Below are 26,110 nucleotides of genomic sequence, written 5' to 3' on the forward strand. Positions count from 1 at the left end.
AGAAATGGAACGGACCATGCCATGCTTTACTCTCACTTAAGGAGCACTCATGTTAAAAAGAAGACGTACGACACATAAGTTCAAGCGTAATGTTATTTACTCAACGGCGACCCGCCGTCGTATCATGCTACGTAATACACACAAAAAAGTTATTTGGCGTCGCCGCTTATTTGCGATGCAGTTAATGGAAGCACAAGTTCCTGCAACGCCGGTTGTATAACTAGGCGTTGCGAGCAGCCTGCTTTGCCGCCTTTTTCTCTTCTCTACGACGCTTAAAAAACGCTGAAATTACCGCCCCACACTGCTCACTCATGACATCACCGGTTACTTCAACTTGATGATTAAGCCTAGGTTCTTGCAGCAGATTCATAATTGATCCTGCCGATCCCGTTTTGGCATCTTTAGCACCAAATACCAATCGCTTAATACGGCTATGTACCAACAGGCCTGCGCACATAGAACAAGGTTCTAACGTTACATACAGGGTGCAATCGATTAATCGGTAGTTATTAAGTACTTTACCTGCTTCGCGGATTGCCATCATTTCAGCATGAGCGGATGGGTCGTTATCAATAATTGAGCGGTTATAACCATAAGAAATCAGTTGATTGTCTTTTACCAGCACAGCACCAACCGGAATTTCATTAATCGCAGCCGCTTCATTGGCGTAGTTTAATGCTTTTTCCATCCAATATTGGTCGCTAAATTGTTCGCTCATATATCACACAAATCTTGTAAAACTGTGAGTAATTATACCTAGTTAGTGAAAAATGTCGGCATTAAATACTGCTACACTTAAAAATTAACGCAAAATTTAGTGGCTTTTTCATGGCTCAATGGACCCATATTGCGCTATAATCTCGCGCTTTTTTTATTTAGCTTACAACACGGGTAGCAAATGAAATTTCCTGGACGCCGCAGGCATAAACATTATTTTCCGGTGGAAGCCAAAGATCCACTGACAAATCAACTTAACTCTACCGACCGACTACAACGTAGTTATATTACGGGTATCGACCAAATTGTGGTGGATATTGAAGCGAAAGTTGATCAAGCTTTCCTAGATGAATTTCAATTGCGCCGTGGCATGTCGCAAGTGATCGATAACGATATTACCAACGCGCTATACGACAGACTAAAACTCGACAATATGATCGATTATGAGTTTGCCGGTGGTACGGTGGGTAACACCATGCACAACTACTCTACCCTAGCTGATGACCGATCAGTACTTTTAGGGGTAATGAGTGAAAATATCAAAATCGGCAGCTATGCATACCGTTTTTTATGTAACACCTCTAGCCGCGTTGACCTTGACTACCTTCAGCCTGTAGATGGCCCTATTGGTCGTTGTTTTACCTTAATTGACGAGACCGGTGAGCGTACCTTCGCAATCAGCGCGGGGCTTATGAACCATCTTCGCCCTGAATCAATCGATCAGGCACTTATTGAGAATTCATCAGCACTGGTGATCAGCGCATACCTAATGCGTACTCAAGGTGATGAAACCATGACAGAAGCCACCATGCAGGCAGTAAAATATGCCAATGATGCAGGTGTCCCTGTGGTTTTAACCCTTGGCACTAAGTTTCTAATTGAACAAGACCCTACTTGGTGGGCTGATTTCGTAAAAGAACATGTTGATATTCTTGCTATGAACGAAGAAGAAGGGCTTGCGATTACTGGCTTTGAAGATCCGCTTCTAGCTGCCGACAAAGCGCTAGATTGGACTGATTTAGTTATTTGTACAGCTGGCGAAAAGGGCTTGTTTATGGCCGGTTACGTCGACGATTCATTCAAGCGTGAAACAGAATATCCACTATTACCTGGTGCGATTGCTGACTTTAACCGCTATGAATTTTCGCGCGCAATGCGTAAAGACGATTGCCAAAATCCTATTCGTGCGTATAGCCACACCGCACCGTTTATGGGCGGCCCTGACAGCATTAAAAATACCAATGGCGCAGGCGATTGCGCTCTGGCTGCGGTATTGCATGACCTATCAGCAAACGTTTACCACAAACTTAATGTGGCAAACTCAGCGAAGCATCAACAACCAGCTATGACCTACTCATCGCTTGCACAAATTAGTAAATACGCTAACCGTGCAAGTTATGAAGTACTTGTTCAGCACTCACCACGTTTATCGCGTGGCTTACCTGAACGTGAAGATTGTTTAGAGCAAGTTTACTGGGATCAGTAACCGCTTTTAGAAAATCGAAATATCCAGTTTCTGGGATAAACGCTCAAGAGCCGCAATCCCAGCTACTGAGTTACCATACGAGTTAAGTCTTGGCGCCCACACAGCCACAGTAAATTGATTTGGTAACACAGCTAAAATAGTACCCGACACCCCAGACTTGCCCGGCATACCAACACGGTAGCCAAAATCCCCAGCAGCATCGTACAAACCACTGGTAAACAGTAACGAGTTTAACTGCTTATTTTGTCTTGCACTGAGTACTTCTTGGCCATTGGCATCTTTACCTTGGTTTGCTAAGTAATTGTAGGCTTTTGCTAACTCTACGCAGTTTAGCTCTATGGCACAGAAGTTAAAGTAAGCCCATAACACATCATCAACTTCATTATTAAAGTTGCCGAATGACTTCATTAGATGCCCCATCGCGGCGTTGCGATGACGAAACTCATATTCAGAATTTGCCACTTTCTTATCAATAACAACCTGAGCATTTCCTGATAACTGGCGAAACGACTCAAGCATAGAGTGCATCGGCGCAGATAAACGGCTATATAACGCGTCACAGGTGACAATCGCGCCGGCATTAATAAATGGGTTGCGTGGTATGCCCTGTTCAAACTCAAGCTGTGTAAGTGAGTTAAAAGCGGTGCCTGAAGGCTCTTTACCGACTCGTTGCCACAGCTCATCACCATAACGCTGAAGTGCTAAAGTTAAGGTCATTACTTTCGAAACAGATTGAATTGTAAAACGCGCACTACAATCACCCGCACAATAGGTTTGCCCATTCACTGTATGAATAGCAATAGCGAACTGGTTTGGCTCAACTTCTGCAAGCGCAGGAATATAATCAGCAACCTTACCTTGGCTCAGTAATGGTTGAACTTCTTTTGTGATTTCATCTAATACATGTTGATAATCAATCTGTGACATACCGCGTCCTTTAAAACAAAAAGCCCCGCATTTGCGAGGCTTTGTAGTCTACTAAAGATGGTTTGCTATAGCGATTGCTATTAGCTCATAGCTGATTGCAGTTTTTTCATCGCTGTTTTTTCTAGCTGGCGAACACGTTCTGCTGAAACGTTATATTTCTCAGCAAGCTCTTGTAATGTTGCTTTATCGTCAGCTAACCAACGTGCACTTACGATGTCTTGAGAACGTTCATCAAGGGTTTTTAACGCGCTGAATAAACGTGCATGAGACTGTTCTTGCCATTGCTGCTCTTCGATATCATCAGCAAGGTCAGCACTGCCATCCGTTAAATACTGTACTGGCGAGTATGTGCTTGTCGGTGCGTCGTCATTGTCGTCGCCCGTTAAGTCAAAGCCCATATCTTGGCCACTCATACGTGATTCCATCTCACGTACTTCTTTTTCACTTACACCTAGCTCATTAGCAACTGTGCTAACCTCAGCTTGGTTAAACCAACCTAAACGTTTTTTGTTTTTACGTAGGTTGAAGAATAATTTACGTTGCGCTTTAGTAGTTGCAACTTTCACGATACGCCAGTTTTTCAGTACGTATTCATGAATTTCAGCTTTGATCCAGTGTACTGCGAATGAAACTAAGCGAACACCTACACTTGGGTCGAAACGTTTTACCGCTTTCATCAGACCGATGTTACCTTCCTGAATTAAATCAGCTTGCGGTAAGCCATAACCTGAATAGCTTTTCGCAATATGAGCAACAAAGCGTAGGTGCGACATAATGAGTTGCTTCGCAGCTTCAAGATCACCTTCTTCCTGAAGACGTGTCGCCAACTGCTTTTCTTTCTCTGCATCAAGCATAGGAATAGTGCTAACCGCTTGAAGGTAGCCGTCCATACTTGCGCTCTGTTGACCTGCAGTAAGTGCCATTGCGTATAAATCTTTACTCATTTTTCACCTCAGTGATAAACATTTGAAACCATCTTAGCACTCTTTAAGCGAGAGTGCTAACTTCAATTAAAAACTTTTTTAAAGTTCAAATCAAGTGGTTTTTTTAAGATAATTTTATTTTACTTTAAGGCGCTGAATAAGCGATGAATTCTAGCTTTTAAAGGTATTTTGAAAGATATATAGCCCGCCATTCAAAATCTAAACAAACAGCATAAAGACTTAATATGACAAATTAACGACAAGCAAAAGCGCTAAAATAATAGCGCTGATAGCTACACTTTATCGGGTTCAATTTCTTTTATGTAGCGGTTAACTGATAAGTATGAACCAACAAATCCTAAGCCTGTTGCAAGAGCGACTAAAATGCCAAACTCTGAGAGTGTTAAACCAATTAAGTCAAAGCTGGTTTCATAAACACCCGCAACATCACTTACAGCAGCACCAAGCCACCACATCATTAATGCAACACAAATAAAAGAGAACAAACCGCCAATAATACCGTACCAAATTCCTGTCCACAAAAATGGCGCATGAATAAAAGTGTTTGTCGCCCCAACTAACTTCATCACTTGAATTTCATCTTTCTTATCCATGATTGATAAGCGGATAGTATTACCAATGATCAAGGTGACGGAGGTCAATAATAATAGAGCAATGGTGATCACGCTTTCTTTTAATAAGCTTAAAAGTGCATTTAATCGCTCAAGCCATGCAATATCGAGTTTACCAAAATCAACTTCTCTTTCGGCTTCCAGCTTTTGCAGTAATTGTTTTGCCGTATTTGGCTGACGGTATCGTGCTGTCGGCGTAACAATAACAACATCCGGTAACGGGTTCGCATCTAAATATTCAAGTGCTTGGCCAAATCCTGATACTTGTTTAAATTCAGTGAGGGCATCGCCCTTTGATATAAACTCCACTTTATCTACTTCAGGGTAGAGTGCTAAACGCTTAACCAAGGTTTGCGTTTGCTGTTCGCTCATAGTTTCTTTTACGAACAACGAAATCTCTGCTGCATCTTCAAAGCCACTGCTCACTTGCGAGACATTTTTAACCACTAAATAAAGCGTCGCTGGCAGTGTTAAGCTTAATCCTAATACCGCAATGGTCATCAATGAGGCTAAAGGCGTTCGCCACATTTCACCGAGGCTATGCACACCTTGGCGAATAAGATTAATAAAGAAGAAATAAGGCGCTGCTAAAAATGACTTTTTCTGACGTTCGTTTTGGCTGTTGCGGCTTTTAAACAATAAACTCATAGTGCCCCCTCAGCTAACGGGTCGTCAATCATACGGCCATCTTTCAGTGTTAAACTGCGATAACGCATACGCGCAATTAAACCAATGTCATGGGTTGCAATCAGTACGGTTGTGCCATGATTATTAAAGTCTTCGAATAAACGTAATATGTCCATTGAAAGCTCAGGGTCTAAGTTACCGGTTGGTTCATCAGCTAATAGAATTGGCGGTGAATTGACAATAGCGCGAGCAATACCAACACGCTGCTGCTCACCACCTGATAAGGTTGCAGGATTACACTTAGCTTTATCAAGTAACCCGACTTTATCAAGCGCACCATGAACACGCTTAGCTATTTGCTTGTGGTGCGTACCTTCAATAATTAAAGGTAAGGCAACATTATCAAACACTGAGTAACGTTCTAGTAAGCGGTGATTCTGAAAGATGATACCAATATCGCGGCGCACGTAAGGGATCTGACGTGATTTAACAGCATTTAAATCAACACCATTAATAAGCACCTGCCCTGCCGATGGACGCTCCATCAAACTAATAAGCTTCAATAGGGTACTTTTACCAGCGCCACTGTGCCCAGTTAAAAAGGCCAGTTCACCAGGCTTAATATGAAAGCTGACTTTTTCAAGGGCACGATGGCCACCTGGGTATGTTTTACTGACTTGCTGAAAATTTATCATTTTAGTTATCAATCATCTTGCAGCGAAAAAGGGAGCAAACTCCCTTTAGTTAATTAGGCGTCATCCTCGTCTTGGCTAAATAGTGCATCAATAAAGTCACTACTATTAAAGGTACGTAAATCATCAATACCTTCACCAACACCAATGTAACGAATTGGGATATTAAATTTATCTGCAACGGCGAAAATCACACCACCTTTAGCGGTACCATCTAGTTTAGATAAAGTAATGCCCGTTAAACCAACACATTCATTAAATAATTTAACTTGGCTAATTGCGTTTTGACCTGTACCTGCATCAATAGTTAGCATAACTTCATGCGGCGCATCTGGGTCAATTTTCTTCATTACACGGGCAATTTTCTCAAGCTCTTGCATTAGGTTATCTTTATTTTGCAAGCGACCTGCTGTATCAGCGATTAACACATCAACATTACGGGCTTTTGCCGCCTGAAATGCATCAAAAACCACTGACGCACTGTCTGCACCTGTATGCTGGGCAATCACAGGAATGCTATTACGCTCACCCCATACTTGCAGCTGCTCAACCGCTGCAGCACGGAAGGTATCACCCGCAGCAAGCATCACTGACTTACCTTCGTTTTGGAACTGCTTTGCTAATTTACCAATCGTGGTAGTTTTACCTACCCCATTTACACCCACCATTAAGATAACAAATGGCTTTTTGTCATTGCTTACAACTAACGGCTGCTCAGCGGTTTTAAGCATACTGGCCATTTCTTGCTTCATTAACTCGTATAAAGCATCGCCATCTTTTAACTGCTTACGATCAGCGGCATCGGTTAGGTTATCAATCAACTTCATTGTTGTATCAACACCTAAATCGGCTGTTAGTAATTGTGTTTCTAGTTCTTCAAATAACTCATCGTCAATTTTCTTACCACTAAAAATAGACGCAAAGCCAGAACCAATATTAACGCGAGTTTTTAATAAACCTTTTTTAAGGCGTGCGAAGAAACCTTCTTTCTTAGGTTTTTCAGCAGCAGCTTGAGCAGCTTTCTCTTGCTCTAAACGCTCAGCTTCTGCTTGTTCTTCAGCAATGCGTTCTTGCTCTAAGCGAGCAGCTTCAGCCTTCTCTGCAGCAATGCGTTCTTGCTCTAAGCGCTCCGCTTCTGCCTTCTCTGCAGCAATACGCTCTTGCTCTACACGTTCCGCTTCAGCCTTCTCTGCCGCAATACGTTCTTGTTCTAAACGCTCAGCTTCCGCCTTTTCTGCAGCAATGCGCTCCTGCTCTAAACGTTCCGCTTGTGCTTTTTCTGCAGCAGCTTGCTCTGCTTCACGCTGCGCCTTTTCTGCAGCAATACGTTCTTGCTCTAAACGTTCCGCTTCCGCTTTCTCTGCCGCGATACGCTCTTGTTCTAAACGCTCAGCTTCTGCTTTTTCAGCGGCAATGCGTTCTTGCTCTAGACGTTCTGCCTCGGCCTTCTTCGCAGCAACTTGCTCGGCTTCACGCTGCGCCTGTTCTGCTGCAGCACGCTCTTGCTCTAATTTCATTGCTGCTTCTTGCTCAGCAAGACGAGCTTGTTGTTCTTGACGTTGTTGTTCTGCCGCTTGCTGCTCTTGAGCTAAACGCTCAGCTTCTGCTTTCTCTGCCGCAATGCGTTCTTGCTCTACACGTTCAGCATCGCGTCTTTCTGCAGCGATACGTTCTTGTTCTAAACGTTCAGCTTCTACTTTTTCTGCCGCAATGCGCTCTTGCTCTAAGCGCTCCGCCTCAGCCTTTTCTGCCGCAATGCGTTCTTGCTCTAAACGCTCAGCTTCTGCCTTTTCTGCAGCGATACGCTCTTGTTCTAAACGTTCTGCCTCTGCCTTTTCTGCAGCAATACGTTCTTGTTCTAAACGTTCAGCTTCTGCCTTTTCGGCTTCAATTCGCTGTTGTTCTTCTATTTGCTTCTGGTTATCAGCCTCTTTTGCTGCTTGCTCTGCTTGTTGCTTATCTGATTTGCCAAAACCAAACCAAGACAGGAATTTACTTTTTTTTGCCATACTTGCTAATAACCACTTATAAAAATCTGATAAACTTACATGAATAATAGTTTGGTGACAGTTCAGCTTTTTAGCCAAACATAAACAGGTACCATCTATCGCTAAGGTCGCAATACTATCACTTTTAGCGCAGTAGAAAAATGACACGCTAGCTATTGCATACAATATTATCTGAGCTAGGGGTCAGTTACCAATGATTAGTGAGTTAAATGAGAAAAAAATCAACAGCTAACCGCCAAGCAAAAGCAGCGAACAATAAATCAGCAAATGGTTTTATTCGTATTATTAGTGGGCAATTTCGCGGTAGAAAATTACCAGTAAAAGATGTGCAAGGCTTGCGTCCAACCACAGACCGTATAAAAGAAACAGTATTTAACTGGCTCATGCAAGATACCCGAGGCGCAGCGGTACTTGACTGCTTTGCCGGTTCTGGCGGCTTAGGGTTTGAAGCTTTATCGCGCTTTGCTGATCATGCTGTGTTTTTCGAACTAGATAAAAGTGCCGCTAGCCAGCTAAAAGAAAACATTAACATGCTTAAATTGGATAATGCCGTCGTAAAACAAGGCAATAGCCTTTCATTATTAGAACAAAACACGCAAAACGAGCAATTTGATCTAATTTTTGTTGACCCGCCATTTCGACAAAACTTGGCTGAAAAAAGTTGTTTTTTACTCGAAAAAAATAACTGGTTATCTGCCCAAGCACTTATATATGTTGAGGTCGAAAGCGAACTAAGCGACCTAAGCTCACCAGATAACTGGATGCTTTTAAAAGAAAAAACTGCCGGACAAGTAATTTGTCGGCTATATCAACGCGAGACAAATTAACCCTGTTTTGCAAACCTAGTTTCTGTTAATATTGTTCTTTACATGTGGTGTTGCTTCGGATTACAATACCGCACCATTTTTGAACCACTTGGTCGTTATTCGATCAACTTGAGCAACGCTCATTATTTAGGTAGGTGAATTTTTAATGCCAGTAATTAAAGTAAGAGAGAACGAACCGTTTGACGTAGCACTTCGTCGCTTCAAGCGTTCATGTGAAAAAGCAGGTATCCTTTCAGAAGTTCGTCGTCGCGAGCACTATGAAAAACCAACAGCTGAGCGTAAGCGTAAAAAAGCTGCTGCAGTAAAGCGTCACATGAAGAAGCTTTCTCGCGATAACGCACGTCGCGTTAAATTATACTAATCAGTATTTGGTCTTGTATAAATGAGCCTTTTATTAACGCTAAAAGATGCGCAAAAAGATGCGATGAAGGCAAAAGACAAAGAACGTCTTAAACCTATCCGCATGGTACTTGCTGCAATCAAGCAACGTGAGATTGACGAGCAAATTACGCTTGACGACGACGGTATTACCGCTGTTTTAGTAAAGCTTGTTAAGCAACGTCGCGATTCTTACACCCAGTACATTGATGCGGGTCGTGAAGATTTAGCTGAAATTGAAGCCAGTGAGATTAAAGCACTTGAAGAATTCTTACCTCAACAATTGAGTGAAGAAGAAATCATTGCTCTTATTGACTCGGCTATAGCTGATACAAACGCAGCGGGTATGCAAGACATGGGTAAGGTAATGGGAGTTATCAAAAGCAAAGCTGAAGGTCGTGCCGATTTAGGTAAGATTTCTGGCTTAATCAAGCAACGATTAACTGCCTAACCCCCACATACAGATGTATGATTCAAGCAAACCGAGCCTAGTGCTCGGTTTCTTGCTTTTAGTCTTTCATAAACACAGTAATTGTGTTCAAATCTTATTTTACAACGCATAGATAGCGCAGGAAAAAACAACAGCTATGGCCGGAAAGATCCCTCGACAGTTTATTGATGATTTACTCGCTCGCACAGATATTGTTGAGTTAATTGATTCGAGAGTTGGCCTAAAAAAAGCAGGTAAAGACTACCAAGCCTGTTGCCCATTTCACAACGAAAAATCCCCCTCTTTTACCGTTTCTCAAGATAAACAGTTTTACCACTGCTTTGGTTGTGGTGCCAATGGCAATGCAATTTCGTTTGTCATGGAATACGACAAATTAGAGTTCGTTGACGCCATTGAAGAATTAGCGAGTATGCTGAATTTAGACGTACCTCGCGAACAAGGCACAAGTTCAGGCCCGCAACGCACCGCAGAACAAAAGCGCTCTGATTACGATTTAATGTTACATGCTGCTCGCTTTTACCAACATCAATTAAAGCATCATGCCAACTCGAAAACGGTTATCGACTATATCAAGGGTCGTGGTTTAAGTGGTGAAACAGCGAAAAAATTCATGATTGGTTATGCGCCGAGTGAATGGGAAGCGCTATGCCAGCAACTTGGCCGCAACAAAGAACAAAAAGAGCAGCTTGTAGAACTAAAACTAGCCTCTGAAAAGTCGCCTGGTCGCCAATTTGACTTCTTCCGTGATCGACTTATGTTCCCTATTCGCGATAAACGCGGTCGGGTGATTGCATTTGGTGGCCGTGTTATGCAAGCGGATCAAGGTCCTAAGTACCTTAATTCACCAGAAACCCGTATTTTCCATAAAGGCTTTGAGCTTTATGGTTTATACGAAGCCAAGCAAGCGCATAAAAAACTTGAACATATTCTAATTGTTGAAGGATATATGGATGTTGTTGCTTTAGCTGAGCAAGGCATCGAATATGCCGTTGCCGCTCTTGGCACAGCAACGACCGCAGAACATATGCACACTTTATTTAGAACCACAGATAAAGTGATTTGCTGCTACGACGGTGACCGTGCTGGCCGCGATGCAGCTTGGCGTGCACTAGAAAATGCACTGCCTTATCTTGGTGATGGTAAGTCGTTAAAGTTTGTTTTTTTACCAGATGGTGAAGACCCTGATTCACTGGTACAACAAGAAGGTAAAGACGCTTTTGAAGCTAGGTTAAGCGAAGCGGATGATTTTACTAAAGTGCTGTTTAATAAACTCAGCCAAGAGATAGACCTTACACAAGACGCAGGTAAAGCAAAGCTCCTTAGTAATGCTCTACCACTAATTGAAAAAATCCCTAGTGATTTTTACCAAGAAAATATTTTGGAACATCTTGGCCGCTTAATTGGTCGAACAAGAGAGCAATTAAATAACCGCGTTAAGTCACCAAAACAACAGCATGCGATTGAGCGTAAATTTAAAATAACACCGATGCGCCAAGCGATTGGTATTTTATTGCAACACCCCAATTTGGCGACCAGCATTGCTTATATGCCAGAATTGGCTGAGATGAAAATAGCCGGAATAGAGCTATTTTTACGCATTCAGCACTTAGCACTAGAACGTGAAGGTATCACCACCGCACAAATTTTAGAGTCATTTAGGGATGGCGCTGAATATGACGCGCTAGTGAAACTAGCAACTTGGCAGCACCAAATAAATGACGATCGTTTAGAGACGGTTTTTAAAAATACTTTTAAATTTATTGAAGACCAGTGTTTAAATTATCGACTAGAGACCCTATTAATAAAAGACAAGACCCAAGGCTTAAGCAGCGAAGAAAGGCTGGAATGCCACTTACTGACGCAAGCGTTAAAAGGCAGCAACAGCTAGTCAGAATTGAATAATGCTGTTATACTGTGCTATTCACTGCGTCTAGTTAGTTTTCGTGTCGCTTAATTAGTAAGCGAGCTGGCGCCTGTTGTATCAACTTTCAGAGTGGAAGAATAAATCTCTATGGATCCAACTCCTCAGTCACAATTAAAGCTTCTGATTCAAAAAGGTAAAGAGCAAGGTTATTTAACTTTTGCAGAAGTTAATGATCACCTTCCACAAGACATTATCGACTCAGATCAGGTAGAAGATATCATTAGCATGATTAATGATATGGGTATCAAGGTAAGTGAAAACGCACCTGATGCCGATGAATTAATGATGCAAGAAACAACGACAGACGAAGACGCAGCAGAAGCCGCGGCAGCTGCACTTGCGACTGTAGAAAAAGAGATCGGTCGAACAACTGACCCTGTACGTATGTATATGCGTGAAATGGGTACTGTTGAACTTCTTACGCGTGAAGGCGAAATCGTAATCGCTAAGCGTATTGAGGAAGGTATTAACCAAGTACAGATTTCAGTTGCTGAATACCCAGAAGCAATTACTTATCTACTAGAGCAATGGGACAAATTCGAAGCTGAAGAAATGCGCTTAAGCGATATTATCTCTGGCTTCTTTGATCCTAATAATGAAGACGAATCACAAATTTCTGCAACACACATCGGTTCTGAGTTAAACGAAGAGCAACTCGACGAAGAAGACGACGAAGACGATGATGACGAAGATAGTGATGATGATAGCGATGATGATAACGATGGCGACACAGGTCCAGATCCTGAAGAAGCCCGTATTCACTTCGAAAACTTACGTGAGCTTTATAATAAAGCACGTGATACATTCGAAGAAAAAGGTCGCTCACACCCTGACTCACTTGTAGCTATTGCAGAAATCGGCGAACTATTTAAAACATTTAAATTAGTGCCAAAACAGTTTGACCGCATGGTTAACAACATGCGTGAAATGATGGACCGCGTTCGTGTACAAGAACGTATCATCATGAAGCAAGCTGTACAAATTGCTAAGTTACCGAAAAAGAACTTCATCAAGCACTTTGCAAATAACGAAACAGACACAAGCTGGATCGACCTTGAGATTGCTGCAAACGAGAAATACTCAGTAGCACTTGAATCAGTTAAACCAGAAATCATTCGTTGCATCAGCAAACTAAGTGCAATTGAAGAAAGCACTGGCCTTAGCATCGAACGAATTAAAGACATCAACCGTCGTATGAGTATTGGTGAAGCGAAAGCCCGCCGTGCGAAGAAAGAAATGGTTGAAGCGAACTTACGTCTTGTAATTTCAATTGCGAAAAAATACACCAACCGTGGTTTACAATTCTTAGACCTTATCCAAGAAGGTAATATTGGTCTAATGAAAGCGGTTGATAAGTTCGAATACCGCCGTGGTTATAAGTTCTCAACTTATGCAACATGGTGGATCCGTCAAGCAATCACACGTTCGATTGCAGACCAAGCACGCACCATCCGTATTCCTGTGCACATGATTGAGACGATCAACAAGTTAAACCGTATCTCTCGTCAAATGCTACAAGAGATGGGTCGTGAGCCGAGCCCAGAAGAATTAGCTGAGCGTATGTTAATGCCTGAAGACAAGATCCGTAAGGTACTTAAGATCGCTAAAGAGCCAATTTCAATGGAAACACCAATCGGTGATGATGAAGATTCGCACTTAGGTGACTTCATTGAAGATACCACTATCGACTCACCTATTGATTCTGCAACCATGGAATCACTACGTGGCGCAACAAACGATGTACTAGCGGGCTTAACAGCACGTGAAGCTAAAGTATTACGTATGCGTTTCGGTATCGACATGAACACTGACCATACATTAGAAGAAGTAGGTAAACAATTTGACGTAACACGTGAGCGTATTCGTCAAATCGAAGCGAAAGCGTTACGTAAATTACGTCACCCTTCTCGCTCTGACTTACTGAAAAGCTTCTTAGATGCTAAGTAATTTAGTATCGCGTTATTAACTAAAAGGCCGCTGTTGCGGCCTTTTTTCTATTCGAGAGATATTCATGGCTTGGATCCAAATTCGCATCAATGCAAACGCAGACAACGCTGAATTAATCAGCGACTTACTCATGGACACTGGCAGTGCCTCAGTCACTTATGTTGATGCCAAAGATACTCCTATTTATGAGCCAAAGCTTGGGACTGTGCAGTTATGGGCTGATACCACAGTGATTGGCCTGTATGACGCAAACCATGATATGGACAGCGTTGTAGCAACATTAAATGCTGAAGCAACACTCGCCGATAAGCTCGTTTATAAAATTGAACAGCTTGAAGATAAAGATTGGGAGCGTGAGTGGATGGATAACTTCCACCCGATTCAATTTGGTGAGCGCTTATGGATCTGTCCAAGTTGGCGTGATATTCCCGATCCTGATGCGGTTAATGTATTGCTCGACCCTGGCCTTGCTTTTGGCACAGGTACCCATGCAACCACTGCGCTTTGTTTGAAGTGGCTAGAAAGCCAAGATTTAACAGGTAAAACCGTGGTCGACTTTGGTTGTGGCTCAGGTATTTTAGGAATTGCGGCGATCAAACTCGGCGCTGAACGTATGATCGGTATCGATATAGATCCTCAAGCCCTTGAAGCAAGCCGCGATAATGCAAAACGTAATGGCGTTGCAGATAAACTTGAAGTGTATTTACCTGAAGATCAACCAGAGTTTACAGCCGATATTGTGGTTGCAAACATCTTAGCTCAACCACTTCGTGAACTACATGAAGTGATTTTAGGTCTTTTAAAACCGAATGGTAAAATTGCTATGTCAGGCATTTTAGAAGAACAAGCTCAGTCTGTAGCCGATGTTTATGCCCCGTTTTTAGTACTTGATGAAGTGGCTGTTGAAGGTGAATGGACCCGTGTCAGCGGCGTCAAAAAAGCTTAAACAGCACTAGAGTATTTACTCAAACATAATAGGTAAAGCCTATATTTAACAGGCTTTACCTTATTTTTACAGTTAATCGTTTCGCACTTTTTTGCGACTAAAAAAAATTCTGTTTAAATATCAAACAAATCAACCTACCCGTCAAACTGTTATCAAAAGTCAATACGAAAAGGGCAAAAAAAAGTCACTTTTGTTCAATTTATAGCCTTTGATTTTTGCAAAAAAAACCGTAAACTTAGCGCCCCTTGAAAAGAGGCCAATTGAATAACAGTGCGTATCGGTTCATACCAACTTGAGAACAATGTAATTGTCGCGCCAATGGCAGGCATTACAGACAGACCATTTAGACAACTTTGCCGTCGCTTAGGTGCGGGCCTTGCTGTTTCTGAAATGCTCTCGTCAAACCCGAAAGTATGGAAAACTGAAAAATCGATGAACCGTATGGATCACAGCGGTGAATCGGGAATTCGTTCGGTGCAAATCGCCGGAGCCGATCCTGAGCTTATGGCACAGGCAGCACAATTCAATGTCAGCAATGGTGCACAGATCATAGATATCAATATGGGGTGCCCAGCTAAAAAAGTGAATAAGAAACTCGCAGGCTCAGCCTTATTACAGTTTCCTGAATTAGTACAAGAGATACTCGATGCCGTTGTTAATGCTGTCGATGTCCCTGTCACTTTAAAAATCCGTACTGGATGGGATCAGGATAACCGTAATGGTGTCGAGATTGCGAGAATAGCTGAACGTTATGGCATTGCCTCACTGGCAGTACATGGGCGAACGCGCGCATGTATGTATAAAGGTGAAGCAGAGTACGCCACAATTAGGGATATTAAACGTTCAGTGTCTATCCCTGTCGTTGCCAATGGTGATATTACTTCACCAGAAAAAGCAAAGCAGGTTTTGGATTATACGGGTGCAGATGCCATTATGATTGGTCGAGCCGCCCAAGGTCGCCCTTGGATTTTTAGGGAGATAGACCACTATTTGCGAACTGGAGAACATTTGCCAGCACCTGAAATTGCAGAGGTGCGTAGCATTTTGATGGAGCATTTAGACAATCTTCATCAGTTTTACGGGGAGCCAATGGGAGCGCGTATCGCTCGAAAGCATGTATCTTGGTATTTGCAAACCCATGACAGTGACGGTCAGTTTAGGCGAGTATTTAATGCGTTAGATAACCCACAGGCACAAGTCGACGCATTAGAAGAATACTTTAAAACACTAGCAGCTAACTAAGAAAGAAAGAGACATATAACGATGTTCGAACAAAACGTGACTTCTCCATTTATCACAAACCCTCATGTACAGTCACACGAGAAACCACAGCCGTTACGTGATGCAGTGAAAAAAGCTGTTCATCACTACTTAAAGCAACTTAATGGTCAAGACGTACAAGACGTATACGACCTTGTTCTTTCTGAGCTAGAAGCACCATTACTTGAAGAAGTAATGACGTACACGCGTGGTAACCAAACTCGTGCTGCAATCTTACTAGGTATCAACCGTGGTACTTTACGTAAGAAGCTTAAAAAATACGGCATGAACTGATACCCATTATATTGAATCCGTAATCAGTTTAACGAGCTATCGTTATAATTGCTTACAGCTTCATAGTGACTGGTAATAAGTTATTTGAAAAAAGCACCTTAGGGTGCTTTTTTTATAGCTGTTAAAAACTATGCAAAATCCTCACGCTTTAAACGTCGTTTTTTAAAGCAGATTCAGTTAAAATACCGCCTTTCTAAGCTAGCTCAAACATTGAGGTAATCAAAACTACAATGGATACACATCGTCCAATTCGTCGCGCACTATTAAGTGTGTCAGATAAAACCGGTATCGTTGAATTTGCTCGCGCTCTTGAAGCACAAGGCGTGGATATTTTATCAACTGGCGGTACTTGCAAATTACTTGCTGATAACGGCATCAAAGTCACTGAAGTATCTGACCATACTGGTCACCCTGAGATCATGGATGGTCGCGTAAAAACACTTCATCCAAAAATTCACGGCGGCATCTTAGCGCGTCGCGGTCAAGATGAAGACGTAATGAGCGAGAATAACATCTCTGCTATCGATATCGTTGTAGTTAACTTATACCCCTTCGCAAACACTGTTGCGAAAGAAAACTGCAGCCTAGAAGATGCGATTGAAAACATTGATATCGGTGGTCCAACTATGGTTCGCGCTGCGGCGAAAAACCATAAAGACGTAACTATCGTGGTGAATGCAAAAGATTACGACCGCGTGATCAGCGAAATGCAAAGCAACAACGGTTCAACAACGTATAAAACACGTTTTGATCTAGCTATTGCTGCTTACGAGCACACAGCTCAGTACGATGGCATGATTGCAAACTACTTTGGCAAGATGGTTCCTGACTACACAGAAGAAGCAGCTGAAGAGACTAAGTTCCCACGTACTATCAACATGCAGTTCACTAAGAAGCAAGATATGCGCTACGGTGAAAACTCACACCAAGACGCTGCTTTTTATGTTGAAAACGACTTAACTGAAGCATCTGTTGCGACGGCAGTTCAACTGCAAGGTAAAGCACTTTCTTACAACAACATTGCTGATACTGACGCAGCATTAGAGTGTGTAAAAGAATTCGACGTACCAGCGTGTGTTATCGTAAAACATGCGAACCCTTGTGGTGTGTCAATTGGTGACAACATTCTTGAAGCTTATGATCGTGCATTCAAAACTGACCCTACATCAGCATTTGGTGGCATCATCGCATTCAATAAAGAACTTGATGCAGACACAGCTGAAGCAATTGTTGCTCGTCAATTCGTTGAAGTTATCATTGCACCTAAAGTATCTGAAGCAGCTGCACAAATCGTATCTGCTAAGCAAAACGTACGTTTACTAGAGTGTGGTGAGTGGTCTGGTAATGCAACAGGTCACGACATCAAGCGTGTTAATGGCGGTATTCTAGTTCAAGACCGCGACCTAGGTATGGTAACGCAAGGCGACCTTAAAGTTGTATCTAAGCGTCAACCAACTGAGCAAGAATTAAAAGATTTATTATTCTGCTGGAAAGTAGCTAAATTCGTTAAGTCTAACGCAATCGTTTATGCACGTGACGGTATGACGATTGGTGTAGGTGCAGGCCAAATGAGCCGTGTTTACTCAGCGAAAATTGCGGGTATCAAAGCCGCTGACGAAAACCTTGAAGTTAAAGGTTCAGTTATGGCATCGGATGCATTCTTCCCATTCCGTGACGGTATTGATGCAGCAGCAGAGGCTGGCATTACCGCAGTTATTCAACCAGGTGGCTCAATGCGCGATGAAGAAGTTATCGCTGCAGCTGACGAAGCTGGTATGGCAATGGTATTTACAGGTATGCGCCATTTCCGCCACTAATCACATAAAGGGTTAAGCAAATAGCTTAACCCTTTTTGTTTGCCACAAATTCACGTATTCTGATTAATAATAATAATTACCCATATAATGAAGGAACAGATGATGAAATTTGCCGTTAAGTCGTTACTTGTTGCAAGCCTTGCACTGACATCAGCACAGGCTTTAAGCCATGGCCATGAATCAGCGCTTACACAAGCCGTGCAATCAAGCGAACGTGATACTAAAAATAGCGCACGTGATCAATATCGCCATCCAGTTGAGACACTTGAGTTCTTTGGCTTCAAGCCAAGCATGACCGTTGTTGAAATTGCACCGGGCGGTGGTTGGTACAGTGAAATTCTTGCACCGGCTGTTAGAGGCCATGGTGTTTACTACGCGGCACATTTCCCTGCTGATTCTGACGTGGGTTATTACCAACGTTCATTAGCTGGTTTTAAGAAAAAGATGAGCGATGACGCACGCTTCAGTGAAGTTAAACTAACTGAATTTGCACCAGTAACACATCTTGATATTGCACCAGCGGGTAGCGCAGATCTTGTCTTAACATTTAGAAATGTACACAACTGGTACATGGGTAAAGATAAAGAAGGCGCGTTAAGTGCGTTTAAAGCATTTTATAAAGCACTTAAACCAGGCGGCACTTTAGGTGTGGTTGAACACCGTCTACCTGAAGCGCGCAGCGATGAAGATCAGAAATCATCAGGTTATATGAAGCAAAGCTATGTAGTTGATATTGCAAAGCAAGCTGGCTTTGAACTGGTGGCAAGCAGTGACATTAATGCAAACCCACTTGATACAGCAGATCACCCTAAAGGGGTGTGGACACTACCACCAAGCCTTCGTTTAGGCGAGCAAGATGCCGCGAAGTATAAAGCGATTGGTGAAAGTGATCGTATGACGCTGAAGTTTAAAAAACCGCTATAAATAGGATTATACGCCATGAATGTACTTGTCATCGGCAGTGGCGGCCGCGAACACGCTCTTGCGTTTAAGGCTGCACAAAATACTAAAGTAAACACCGTTTTCGTAGCTCCGGGTAACGCAGGTACTGCACTAGAGCCAAAACTTGAAAACGTAGCTATCAACGTTGAAGACCTAGCAGGTTTAGTTACTTTTGCTAAAGAAAACAACGTTGAGTTAACTATTGTTGGTCCAGAAGTACCGCTTGTTTTAGGTGTAGTTGATACATTCCGTGAAAACGGTCTAGCTATCTTTGGCCCAACAGCAGGAGCTGCACAGCTAGAAGGCTCTAAGTCATTCACTAAAGACTTCTTAGCACGTCACGACATTCCAACAGCTGATTACCAAACGTTTGAACAAATCGCCCCTGCACTTGCTTACCTAAAAGAAAAAGGTGCGCCAATTGTTGTTAAAGCTGACGGCTTAGCAGCTGGTAAAGGCGTTATCGTTGCGATGACTGAGCTTGAAGCTGAAGAAGCTATCCGCGATATGCTTGCAGGCAACAGCTTTGGTGAAGCCGGTAGCCGCGTGGTTATCGAAGAGTTCTTAGAAGGTGAAGAAGCTTCTTTCATCGTGATGGTTGATGGCAAAAACGTACTGCCATTTGCAACTAGCCAAGACCACAAACGCGCTTACAACGGTGACCAAGGTCCAAACACTGGTGGCATGGGTGCATACTCGCCGGCTCCAGTTGTTACAGATGAAATTCACCAACGTATTATGAACGAAGTGATCAACCCAACAGTTGAAGGTATGGCAAAAGAAGGCCACCCTTACACTGGTTTCTTATACGCTGGTTTAATGATCACCGCTGATGGTACACCAAAAGTAATCGAATACAACTGTCGTTTTGGCGACCCTGAAACACAACCTATGATGCTTCGTCTTAAGTCTGATCTTGTTGAACTTATCGAAGCGGCTAACCGTGAAGAACTAGATAAAACATCAATCGAGTTCGACCCACGTGCAGCAGTCGGTGTTGTATTAGCAGCTAAAGGCTACCCAGATAGCTACCCGAAAGGTGATGCAATCAGCGGCTTGCAAGTTACTTACCCTGAAGGTGAGAAAGTATTCCACGCAGGGACTAAGCAAGACGGCGACAACGTAGTAACAGCTGGCGGTCGTGTACTGTGTGCTACGGCACTTGGCAACACAGTAACTGAAGCGCAGCAACGTGCTTATAAACTGGTTGATCAAATCAGTTGGGAAGGCATGGAATATCGTACTGATATCGCCTATCGAGCAATTGCTCGCGAACAGAATTAAGGTCAAACCAGTCTAATTCTGAAAAAAGCGCAGTTTATCTGCGCTTTTTTAATGCTACACTATGAGAATATTTACCTAGATAAAGAACTAATTTTGAATAATAAAGCACTGAAATATAACTTTGTTTCATTTCTTATTCTGACAATTTTGTTTTTTATCATTGCTACCCTAGCTGCACATTTAGCCAGCCCTACCCGCTACACCATAGATAAAACAGCCCCCATCTACAGTAATACGGCGTATCGAATAGATAGCAGTAAAGCGCTAACACTCGAGCAGTTTTTAGCTGAGCCAGACAAGCTTAAACATCGCCCTTTTAAAGATGTTGAATGGGATTTAGCAGCGCAAGATTATTGGTTAAAGCTTGATTTAGAAAACCGTCAAGCTAAGCCTGTGGAGCTGGCGATTCACTTTGACAACCCTATGGTTGATTACCTTAGCGTTTATCATGTTGATGATACAGGGCAGCTTATAGATACAACCGAGCTAGGTGATAAAGTCTCTGGCCTTAGTTTGTTTCAATACAGTACACCGCACAGCATGCTCACCATGCAGGGCTATGAACAAACATCCCTCATTATAAAAATAGATACGGTTGGGATTAGCAAAACACCTATTAATATTTATGGTGAAAAAGAGTTTCAAGACCTACTACGTTCGCAATCAGGAATTTGGGGGATCTTCATTGGTGTGCTGATCATGGCAGCTCTGTATAACTTGGTATTATTTTTAGGGATCCGTGACCGCGTCTATCTTATTTATATAGGCTACATCATCTCAGCACTACTACTTATGGGCTCAGTGCTAGGCTTTGGTTTTTATTTATGGCCGTTATCGTGGCAAATCTTTTTTAATGAGCAAGTGGTCTTCAGTAACTACGCGATTGCATTTTTCACCGTCGCCTTTTGCACCATGTTCTTACGCTACCATAAAGACAATTGCCACTTATACAAACTCAGTATCAGCTTTTTAGCCTTGCTGTTCAGCCTCGGTTTGCTCAGCTTTTTTATGTTGGAATACCATTCTTCAAAAATCTTTTTTGCCATCATGGTGCCGTTATACATTTTATGTATTTGCATGATTTACAAAAAGTTGGTGAGTGGTTTTCGGTGGGCAAAGTTTTATGTCATGTCGTGGGTGCCACTGATTGTAGGCGCTGCCATTCAGCCGTTAGAACTAACGGGCTTTATTCCCTACAGCTTTGCTGTTAGGCACATATTTTTAGTCGCCATTCTCTGTGAGATTGTGCTTATGGCAATGGCGCTGGCAGACCGTGTTCGTTATCAACGTGAAAAAGCGCTGTATCATGCAACCCATACGCAACAAACTGAGCTACTCAACCAAGCAATGCTCAAACAAGCCTATATGGCGATTACCTCGGAGCAAAGACTCGCTAACCTTTGTTTAGTGAAAATAGAGCAATTCAATGCCCTTATGAGCATTCTAAAGCCAAGTCAAAGCAGCCAAATAATTATTACTGTTGCCCAATCGCTAGAGCATCAAATTAATAAAAATAGGCAATTTATTAATTTAGAATCAGCGTTAGATAACAGTCCAAAAGTGGCTGACTTAGGCAATGGTGTACTGGCTTTTATTTCGACCAAAATTCAATCGAAAGCAGAAATCTATCAAGAACTTAGCAATATATGCAAGCAGCTACCTAAGCAATATAAAGTGGCAGGCTTAGACCTTCAGCTTTATTACCGCTATAGCATTACTGAACCGGTGAGTGATGATGGCTTTGATATTTGGCTGCAACGTGGCTACTTAGGTTTATCGCAAAAACAGCAAAATATAGACTTTAGTAAAGCTCATATTGATATGGATGTGAGCCTTGCTGCTGAGTTACAACAAGCAATGCGAAGTAATACCTTAGCTATTTACTTACAACCCATTATTAGTTTACGCAGCGGTGCTATTTCTGGTGCAGAGGCATTATTACGCTGGCCAACAGCAGGTAAACATCTTGATATTGAGCAACTCATTTTATTGGCTGAGCGCACTGGTTTAATTAACGAATTGAGCTTATGGGTGATTGATCAGGCTTGCCTAGCCGCTGCAAAGCTTAATCGACAAGGCTATCGCGACCATACCATTAGCGTTAATTTAAGTGCTAAGAATCTCGCGATCCCTAAGCTGGTCGAAAAAGTCGAAAACACCATTCTAAAACATGGCATTACTGCGGATCAGTTAAAGTTTGAATTAACTGAGTTTGCGCTTATAAAGAACCATGATGAAATGGTCAGCTTTATCAGCGAACTCAATAAACTCGGTAGCAAGGTGGTACTCGATGATTTTGGTACTGGTTACTCGTCGTTAAACTACTTAGTAAATTATTCTTTTAGTACGATTAAAGTCGATAAGAGCTTTATTCTGGATTTAGTGAATAACACTACCAACCAAGTGGTGGTAAAAACGGCCATTGATATGGCCCATAACCTTGATATGAATATCACCATCGAAGGCATTGAAGACCAAGAAACAGAAAAAATGCTGATCAAGATGGGCGCAGATCAAGGGCAAGGCTATTATTACAGCAAAGCGGTGCCGATTAATGAGTATCTAAGCTTTATTGCCTCACAATTTAAATAGGCCGTGTTACACTGCCCTTTTTTAACATCTTTAGGGGCCATGTAAAGATGCAAGGTACGATCAGAAAATTAAAGTCGACACTGACCTCTCCTGTCGAATATCAATTACCTATCGGTGATGAGCTAGTTTCATTAAATGACTATATTGGTAAGCCGCTCACGCTGACTTTCACCGGCAATATTTTTTGCTGTAACTGTGGTAAGAAAACCAAGAAAAGCTACTCTCAAGGCCACTGTTTTGTGTGTATGCGCAAACTGGCTAGCTGTGACATGTGTATCATGAAACCTGAAACGTGTCACTTTGATAAGGGCACCTGTCGTGAGCCACAGTGGGGTGAAGAAAACTGCATGATCCCGCATTACGTGTATTTAGCCAACACCTCAGGCCTAAAAGTAGGTATTACCCGCCATACTCAAATTCCTACACGCTGGATTGACCAAGGTGCGACGCAAGCTTTACCTATCTTCAAAGTACAAACCCGCCTTCAATCGGGTTTAGTTGAGGTTGCTTTAGCCGAGTTTATTGCTGATAAAACCAATTGGCGAAACATGCTAAAAGGCCAATCTGAAGCGATTGATTTAAAAGCTGCGGCAGCAGAGTTGATCCCACAAATTGATGCTAAGCTGAGTGAGCTTGCAGAGCTATTTGGCGCAACAGCCATTGAAAAGCTCGATGAAGAGGTGGTCGAGCTAGACTACCCAGTAAGTGAATACCCAAGCAAGATCAGCTCTTTCAATTTTGATAAAGCACCAGAAGTATCGGGTATTTTAAAAGGCATTAAAGGCCAGTACTTAATTTTTGATACTGGCGTCATTAATATTCGTAAATTCACTTCTTACGAAATTAGCCTAGCTTAGGCTCTTTTTTCGGTATTGAGATAAAAGTCATACCATTGTTGCTTCGCTATTGGGCGGCAAAAGTAATAGCCTTGAATGGTATCGCAGTTAAGTGAACGTAAGTAATTTAACTGCTCTACCTTCTCTACCCCTTCCGCGACAACATGAATACTCAAGCTTTTCGCCAGGCTAATAATCGCCGTAACAATTTCACTATTACCGTATTCATCTGGCACTTTTGCGATAAAGCTGGCATCAATTTTTAACGTATCAATTGGCAGTTTGGTTAAGTAGCTTAAAGCAGAATAGCCCGTGCCAAAGTCATCTAACGTAATATGCACACCTAACTTTTTAAGCGCGAGTAACTCTTGCTTAGCTTCACTAAAGTGGCTGATAAAACAGCTTTCAGTAAGCTCTACTTCAAGCTTGTGTGGGTCTACATCGTAACGCTCAAGTAAGCGCTCAACATTCGATGCTAATTGCCCCTGACGTAAGTGATTAGCCGAAATATTAATTGCTAAGCGCCCTGCTTCAATGCCTTGTTGCTGCCATTTTTCTAACTCTTTACAAGCTTGCTCGATGACCCATAAATCAAGTTTCACAATTAGGCCTAGTTCTTCAGCAAGGGGAATAAATTTAGCGGGTGATATCACCCCAAGGTTTGGCTCATGCCAACGTAACAGTGCCTCTACCCCTAAAATTTTGCCAGAATTTAACTGCTGCTTAGGCTGGAAATAAAGCTCAAACTCATCGCTTTCGATGGCGTTTTGTAATCGGCTCATCATAGCCAATCGCTCTAAAGAGCGTGCATTCATGGCAGGTTTGAATAATTGAAATGAATTACGCCCCACTTCTTTAGCACGGTACATAGCAATATCGGCATGCTTGAGCAACGTAGCGCTATCTACGCCATCATCAGGGAAAACTGCAGCGCCAATTGAGGCTGTAATTGCAACTACATGCTCGTTAATAGCAAGCGGCATACTCACTTGCTGTAATACTTGTTCGGCAAAGTTGAGCAATGTTTCAACCCGATTTACTTCGCATAATAAAACAAACTCATCGCCACCTAAGCGCGCAAGAGTATCCCCTTCAGGAAGAATTGATAAAATACGCTCAGCCACTTGCTGCAATAAGTTATCACCAGCGTCATGCCCTAAACTGTCGTTCACCTCTTTAAAGCGGTCTAAGTCGATAAACATCACCGCTAATAGATCATGGTTTCGTTTGGCGCTGCTAAGAGCTATTGAGAGCCTGTCATGAAATAAGCGCCGATTAGGCAAGCCTGTCAGTTCATCGTAATAGGCGAGCTGGGCAATTTTTTCTTCTGCACGCTTGCGCTCTGTAATGTCGCTAAAAATTGCCGCATAAAGTACTTCATCAAAGTTAGGATCTTTAATCTGGATAATGGTGAGCCACTCGACAAACTCTTCACCATCTTTTTTGCAATTGCAGATCTCCCCCTGCCAAACCCCTTCGTATTCAATGGCATGCCACATCTTTTGATAAAACGAACGGCTATGTTTTGTAGAGCTTAAAATATTAGGGCGCTTTCCAATTACTTCATGCTCAGCAAAGCCGGTCAGTTTAGTAAAAGCAGGGTTAACTTGAATAATCGTGCCGTCTTTACGGGTTAGCATGATGCCATCGAGTGAGGCATCAATAATTTTATTTGCCAAAAACAAGTTACGTTGTGACTTTTGCAAAGCAATATCACGCTGCTCAATTGCCCGCTCAAGTTCGCAGCAATAAGCTGATTCAATCTCAGTGATCAAATCAGCAAATGAAATCACCCCGCAAATTTCATCATCTCTGACCACCAAATGACGCACATTACGATCTGTCATAGTGCGATACGCATCAAATAAACTGCTTTCACAATCAATTTCAATGAGCGGATAGCTGGCATATTGCCAACAAGAATTTAGCCACTCGGTTTGAATGATCAGCTCAACAATATCACGCTGAGTAATAATACCGTGCAGTTCAAGCTCTTGGTTATAAACCAGTACACTATCAAGGCGGCCTGCCCGCATCAGTTGCACAACCTCTTCTATCGGTGTTTGCGCATCAACTATCTCTAGGTCAGTGCGATACTGCTCATGAATAGGCCGAAATTGTAGGTAGTGGTCCAAACCTTGGTTATGCACAATATCAGATAAGTTCAACATACCTGCAGGCTGATTCTCACTATCCATCACCAATAAATGACGAATGCCATGCTGTTGAAAACGCAGGGTTGCATCACTGACAGAGCATTGATTTGGCACTGTAATAACAGGTGCTGACATGACCTCGTGAATGGCAAGGTTCTTATAGAGCGGGCTGCTGATGTCAATTTTTAAACAATCAGCTTCCGTCCAAATACCAACAACAGACTGCTCATGCTTGATAAAAATCGCCGTCACATTGTGAACATGCATCAACCTCACCGCATCGACCAAAGGCGTATGCGCAGGACACGATACCAGCTTTTGCGAAAAGACATCACTGACCTTTTGATGTCGTCTTGGTTGATTCATAAGTCGACTTTCCTAGTTCTTACATGAATTGGCAATTATAATCATTTCAACCTTGGCAACTTTGACACAGGACAATA

22 protein-coding genes are annotated in these 26,110 nt (G+C 42.4%); 15 read left to right on the plus strand and 7 right to left on the minus strand.

Translation table 11 applies throughout. The features are described from left to right. The first annotated feature begins 49 nt into the window (after positions 1 to 49). Positions 50 to 220: a hypothetical protein gene (locus tag ISP07_RS07170; protein ID WP_165385080.1), complete on the plus strand. Its 171-nt coding sequence runs from the start codon at positions 50 to 52 to the stop codon at positions 218 to 220. Here the strand turns inward: ISP07_RS07170 and tadA are convergent, their stop codons facing one another. Continuing rightward, positions 221 to 718 carry a tRNA adenosine(34) deaminase TadA gene (tadA, locus tag ISP07_RS07175; RefSeq protein ID WP_054560975.1) on the minus strand — a complete coding sequence of 166 codons (498 nt, stop codon included), beginning with the start codon at positions 716 to 718 and terminating at the stop codon, positions 221 to 223. It lies immediately after the preceding gene. Between the two features lie 180 nt (positions 719 to 898). Here tadA and ISP07_RS07180 point away from each other — a divergent pair, with 180 nt between their 5' ends. Continuing rightward, positions 899 to 2,203 (plus strand): inosine/guanosine kinase, encoded by a 1,305-nt coding sequence (locus ISP07_RS07180; protein ID WP_054551050.1) that lies wholly within the window; start codon positions 899 to 901, stop codon positions 2,201 to 2,203. A gap of 6 nt (positions 2,204 to 2,209) precedes the next feature. Here ISP07_RS07180 and glsB read toward each other — a convergent pair whose 3' ends face one another. The 5 genes from glsB to ftsY all read right to left on the minus strand — a co-directional run bounded on the left by glsB (position 2,210) and on the right by ftsY (position 8,013). Continuing rightward, a complete protein-coding gene (glsB, locus tag ISP07_RS07185) occupies positions 2,210 to 3,130 on the minus strand; it encodes a glutaminase B (protein WP_209327203.1) in 921 nt (306 codons plus the stop codon). Between the two features lie 80 nt (positions 3,131 to 3,210). Then, positions 3,211 to 4,074, minus strand: coding sequence for an RNA polymerase sigma factor RpoH (gene rpoH, locus ISP07_RS07190; protein ID WP_054551048.1), 864 nt, complete (start codon positions 4,072 to 4,074; stop codon positions 3,211 to 3,213). 272 nt (positions 4,075 to 4,346) lie between these two features. After that, a complete protein-coding gene (gene ftsX, locus ISP07_RS07195) occupies positions 4,347 to 5,333 on the minus strand; it encodes a permease-like cell division protein FtsX (protein WP_209327204.1) in 987 nt (328 codons plus the stop codon). Next, positions 5,330 to 6,007 carry a cell division ATP-binding protein FtsE gene (gene ftsE, locus ISP07_RS07200; RefSeq protein WP_054560978.1) on the minus strand — a complete coding sequence of 226 codons (678 nt, stop codon included), beginning with the start codon at positions 6,005 to 6,007 and terminating at the stop codon, positions 5,330 to 5,332. Before ftsE ends, ftsX begins: the two co-directional genes overlap by 4 nt. Before the next feature lie 53 nt (positions 6,008 to 6,060). Continuing rightward, the gene (gene ftsY, locus ISP07_RS07205) at positions 6,061 to 8,013 is read right to left on the minus strand and encodes a signal recognition particle-docking protein FtsY (RefSeq protein WP_209327259.1); all 1,953 of its coding nucleotides are present in this window, start codon (positions 8,011 to 8,013) and stop codon (positions 6,061 to 6,063) included. A 209-nt stretch (positions 8,014 to 8,222) separates the two neighbouring features. Here ftsY and rsmD point away from each other — a divergent pair, with 209 nt between their 5' ends. From rsmD to ISP07_RS07270, 13 genes are all read left to right on the plus strand, one after another. Continuing rightward, positions 8,223 to 8,840 (plus strand): 16S rRNA (guanine(966)-N(2))-methyltransferase RsmD, encoded by a 618-nt coding sequence (gene rsmD, locus ISP07_RS07210; protein ID WP_209327205.1) that lies wholly within the window; start codon positions 8,223 to 8,225, stop codon positions 8,838 to 8,840. Between the two features lie 145 nt (positions 8,841 to 8,985). Further along, positions 8,986 to 9,201 (plus strand): 30S ribosomal protein S21, encoded by a 216-nt coding sequence (rpsU, locus tag ISP07_RS07215; protein WP_002957797.1) that lies wholly within the window; start codon positions 8,986 to 8,988, stop codon positions 9,199 to 9,201. Positions 9,202 to 9,222: 21 nt separating this feature from the next. Next, a complete protein-coding gene (locus ISP07_RS07220; RefSeq protein WP_054551044.1) occupies positions 9,223 to 9,669 on the plus strand; it encodes a GatB/YqeY domain-containing protein in 447 nt (148 codons plus the stop codon). A gap of 136 nt (positions 9,670 to 9,805) precedes the next feature. Beyond that, complete coding sequence (gene dnaG / locus ISP07_RS07225; protein ID WP_209327206.1) at positions 9,806 to 11,557, plus strand: DNA primase; 1,752 nt, start codon at positions 9,806 to 9,808, stop codon at positions 11,555 to 11,557. Positions 11,558 to 11,680: 123 nt separating this feature from the next. Continuing rightward, positions 11,681 to 13,540, plus strand: a complete 1,860-nt coding sequence (gene rpoD, locus ISP07_RS07230; RefSeq protein WP_209327207.1) for an RNA polymerase sigma factor RpoD — start codon at positions 11,681 to 11,683, stop codon at positions 13,538 to 13,540. A gap of 64 nt (positions 13,541 to 13,604) precedes the next feature. Continuing rightward, positions 13,605 to 14,486, plus strand: a complete 882-nt coding sequence (gene prmA, locus ISP07_RS07235; RefSeq protein ID WP_209327208.1) for a 50S ribosomal protein L11 methyltransferase — start codon at positions 13,605 to 13,607, stop codon at positions 14,484 to 14,486. Between the two features lie 270 nt (positions 14,487 to 14,756). Continuing rightward, positions 14,757 to 15,728, plus strand: a complete 972-nt coding sequence (gene dusB / locus ISP07_RS07240; RefSeq protein ID WP_054551040.1) for a tRNA dihydrouridine synthase DusB — start codon at positions 14,757 to 14,759, stop codon at positions 15,726 to 15,728. Positions 15,729 to 15,749: 21 nt separating this feature from the next. Next, positions 15,750 to 16,040 (plus strand): DNA-binding transcriptional regulator Fis, encoded by a 291-nt coding sequence (fis, locus tag ISP07_RS07245; protein ID WP_002957804.1) that lies wholly within the window; start codon positions 15,750 to 15,752, stop codon positions 16,038 to 16,040. A 230-nt stretch (positions 16,041 to 16,270) separates the two neighbouring features. Further along, the gene (purH, locus tag ISP07_RS07250; RefSeq protein ID WP_209327209.1) at positions 16,271 to 17,857 is read left to right on the plus strand and encodes a bifunctional phosphoribosylaminoimidazolecarboxamide formyltransferase/IMP cyclohydrolase; all 1,587 of its coding nucleotides are present in this window, start codon (positions 16,271 to 16,273) and stop codon (positions 17,855 to 17,857) included. Positions 17,858 to 17,959: 102 nt separating this feature from the next. Continuing rightward, positions 17,960 to 18,781, plus strand: a complete 822-nt coding sequence (locus ISP07_RS07255; protein ID WP_209327210.1) for a class I SAM-dependent methyltransferase — start codon at positions 17,960 to 17,962, stop codon at positions 18,779 to 18,781. Between the two features lie 15 nt (positions 18,782 to 18,796). Further along, complete coding sequence (purD, locus tag ISP07_RS07260) at positions 18,797 to 20,083, plus strand: phosphoribosylamine--glycine ligase (RefSeq protein ID WP_209327211.1); 1,287 nt, start codon at positions 18,797 to 18,799, stop codon at positions 20,081 to 20,083. A 93-nt stretch (positions 20,084 to 20,176) separates the two neighbouring features. Then, positions 20,177 to 22,675 carry an EAL domain-containing protein gene (locus ISP07_RS07265; RefSeq protein WP_209327212.1) on the plus strand — a complete coding sequence of 833 codons (2,499 nt, stop codon included), beginning with the start codon at positions 20,177 to 20,179 and terminating at the stop codon, positions 22,673 to 22,675. A 47-nt stretch (positions 22,676 to 22,722) separates the two neighbouring features. Beyond that, positions 22,723 to 23,532, plus strand: a complete 810-nt coding sequence (locus tag ISP07_RS07270) for a DUF2797 domain-containing protein (protein ID WP_188728008.1) — start codon at positions 22,723 to 22,725, stop codon at positions 23,530 to 23,532. On the opposite strand, the gene ISP07_RS07275 is transcribed toward ISP07_RS07270, so the two are convergent. Then, the gene (locus tag ISP07_RS07275) at positions 23,529 to 26,033 is read right to left on the minus strand and encodes an EAL domain-containing protein (protein ID WP_209327213.1); all 2,505 of its coding nucleotides are present in this window, start codon (positions 26,031 to 26,033) and stop codon (positions 23,529 to 23,531) included. The genes ISP07_RS07270 and ISP07_RS07275 overlap by 4 nt on opposite strands. Positions 26,034 to 26,110 lie beyond the last annotated feature (77 nt).

This window comes from Pseudoalteromonas sp. PA2MD11, assembly GCF_017808125.1.
Lineage (GTDB): Bacteria > Pseudomonadota > Gammaproteobacteria > Enterobacterales > Alteromonadaceae > Pseudoalteromonas > Pseudoalteromonas simplex.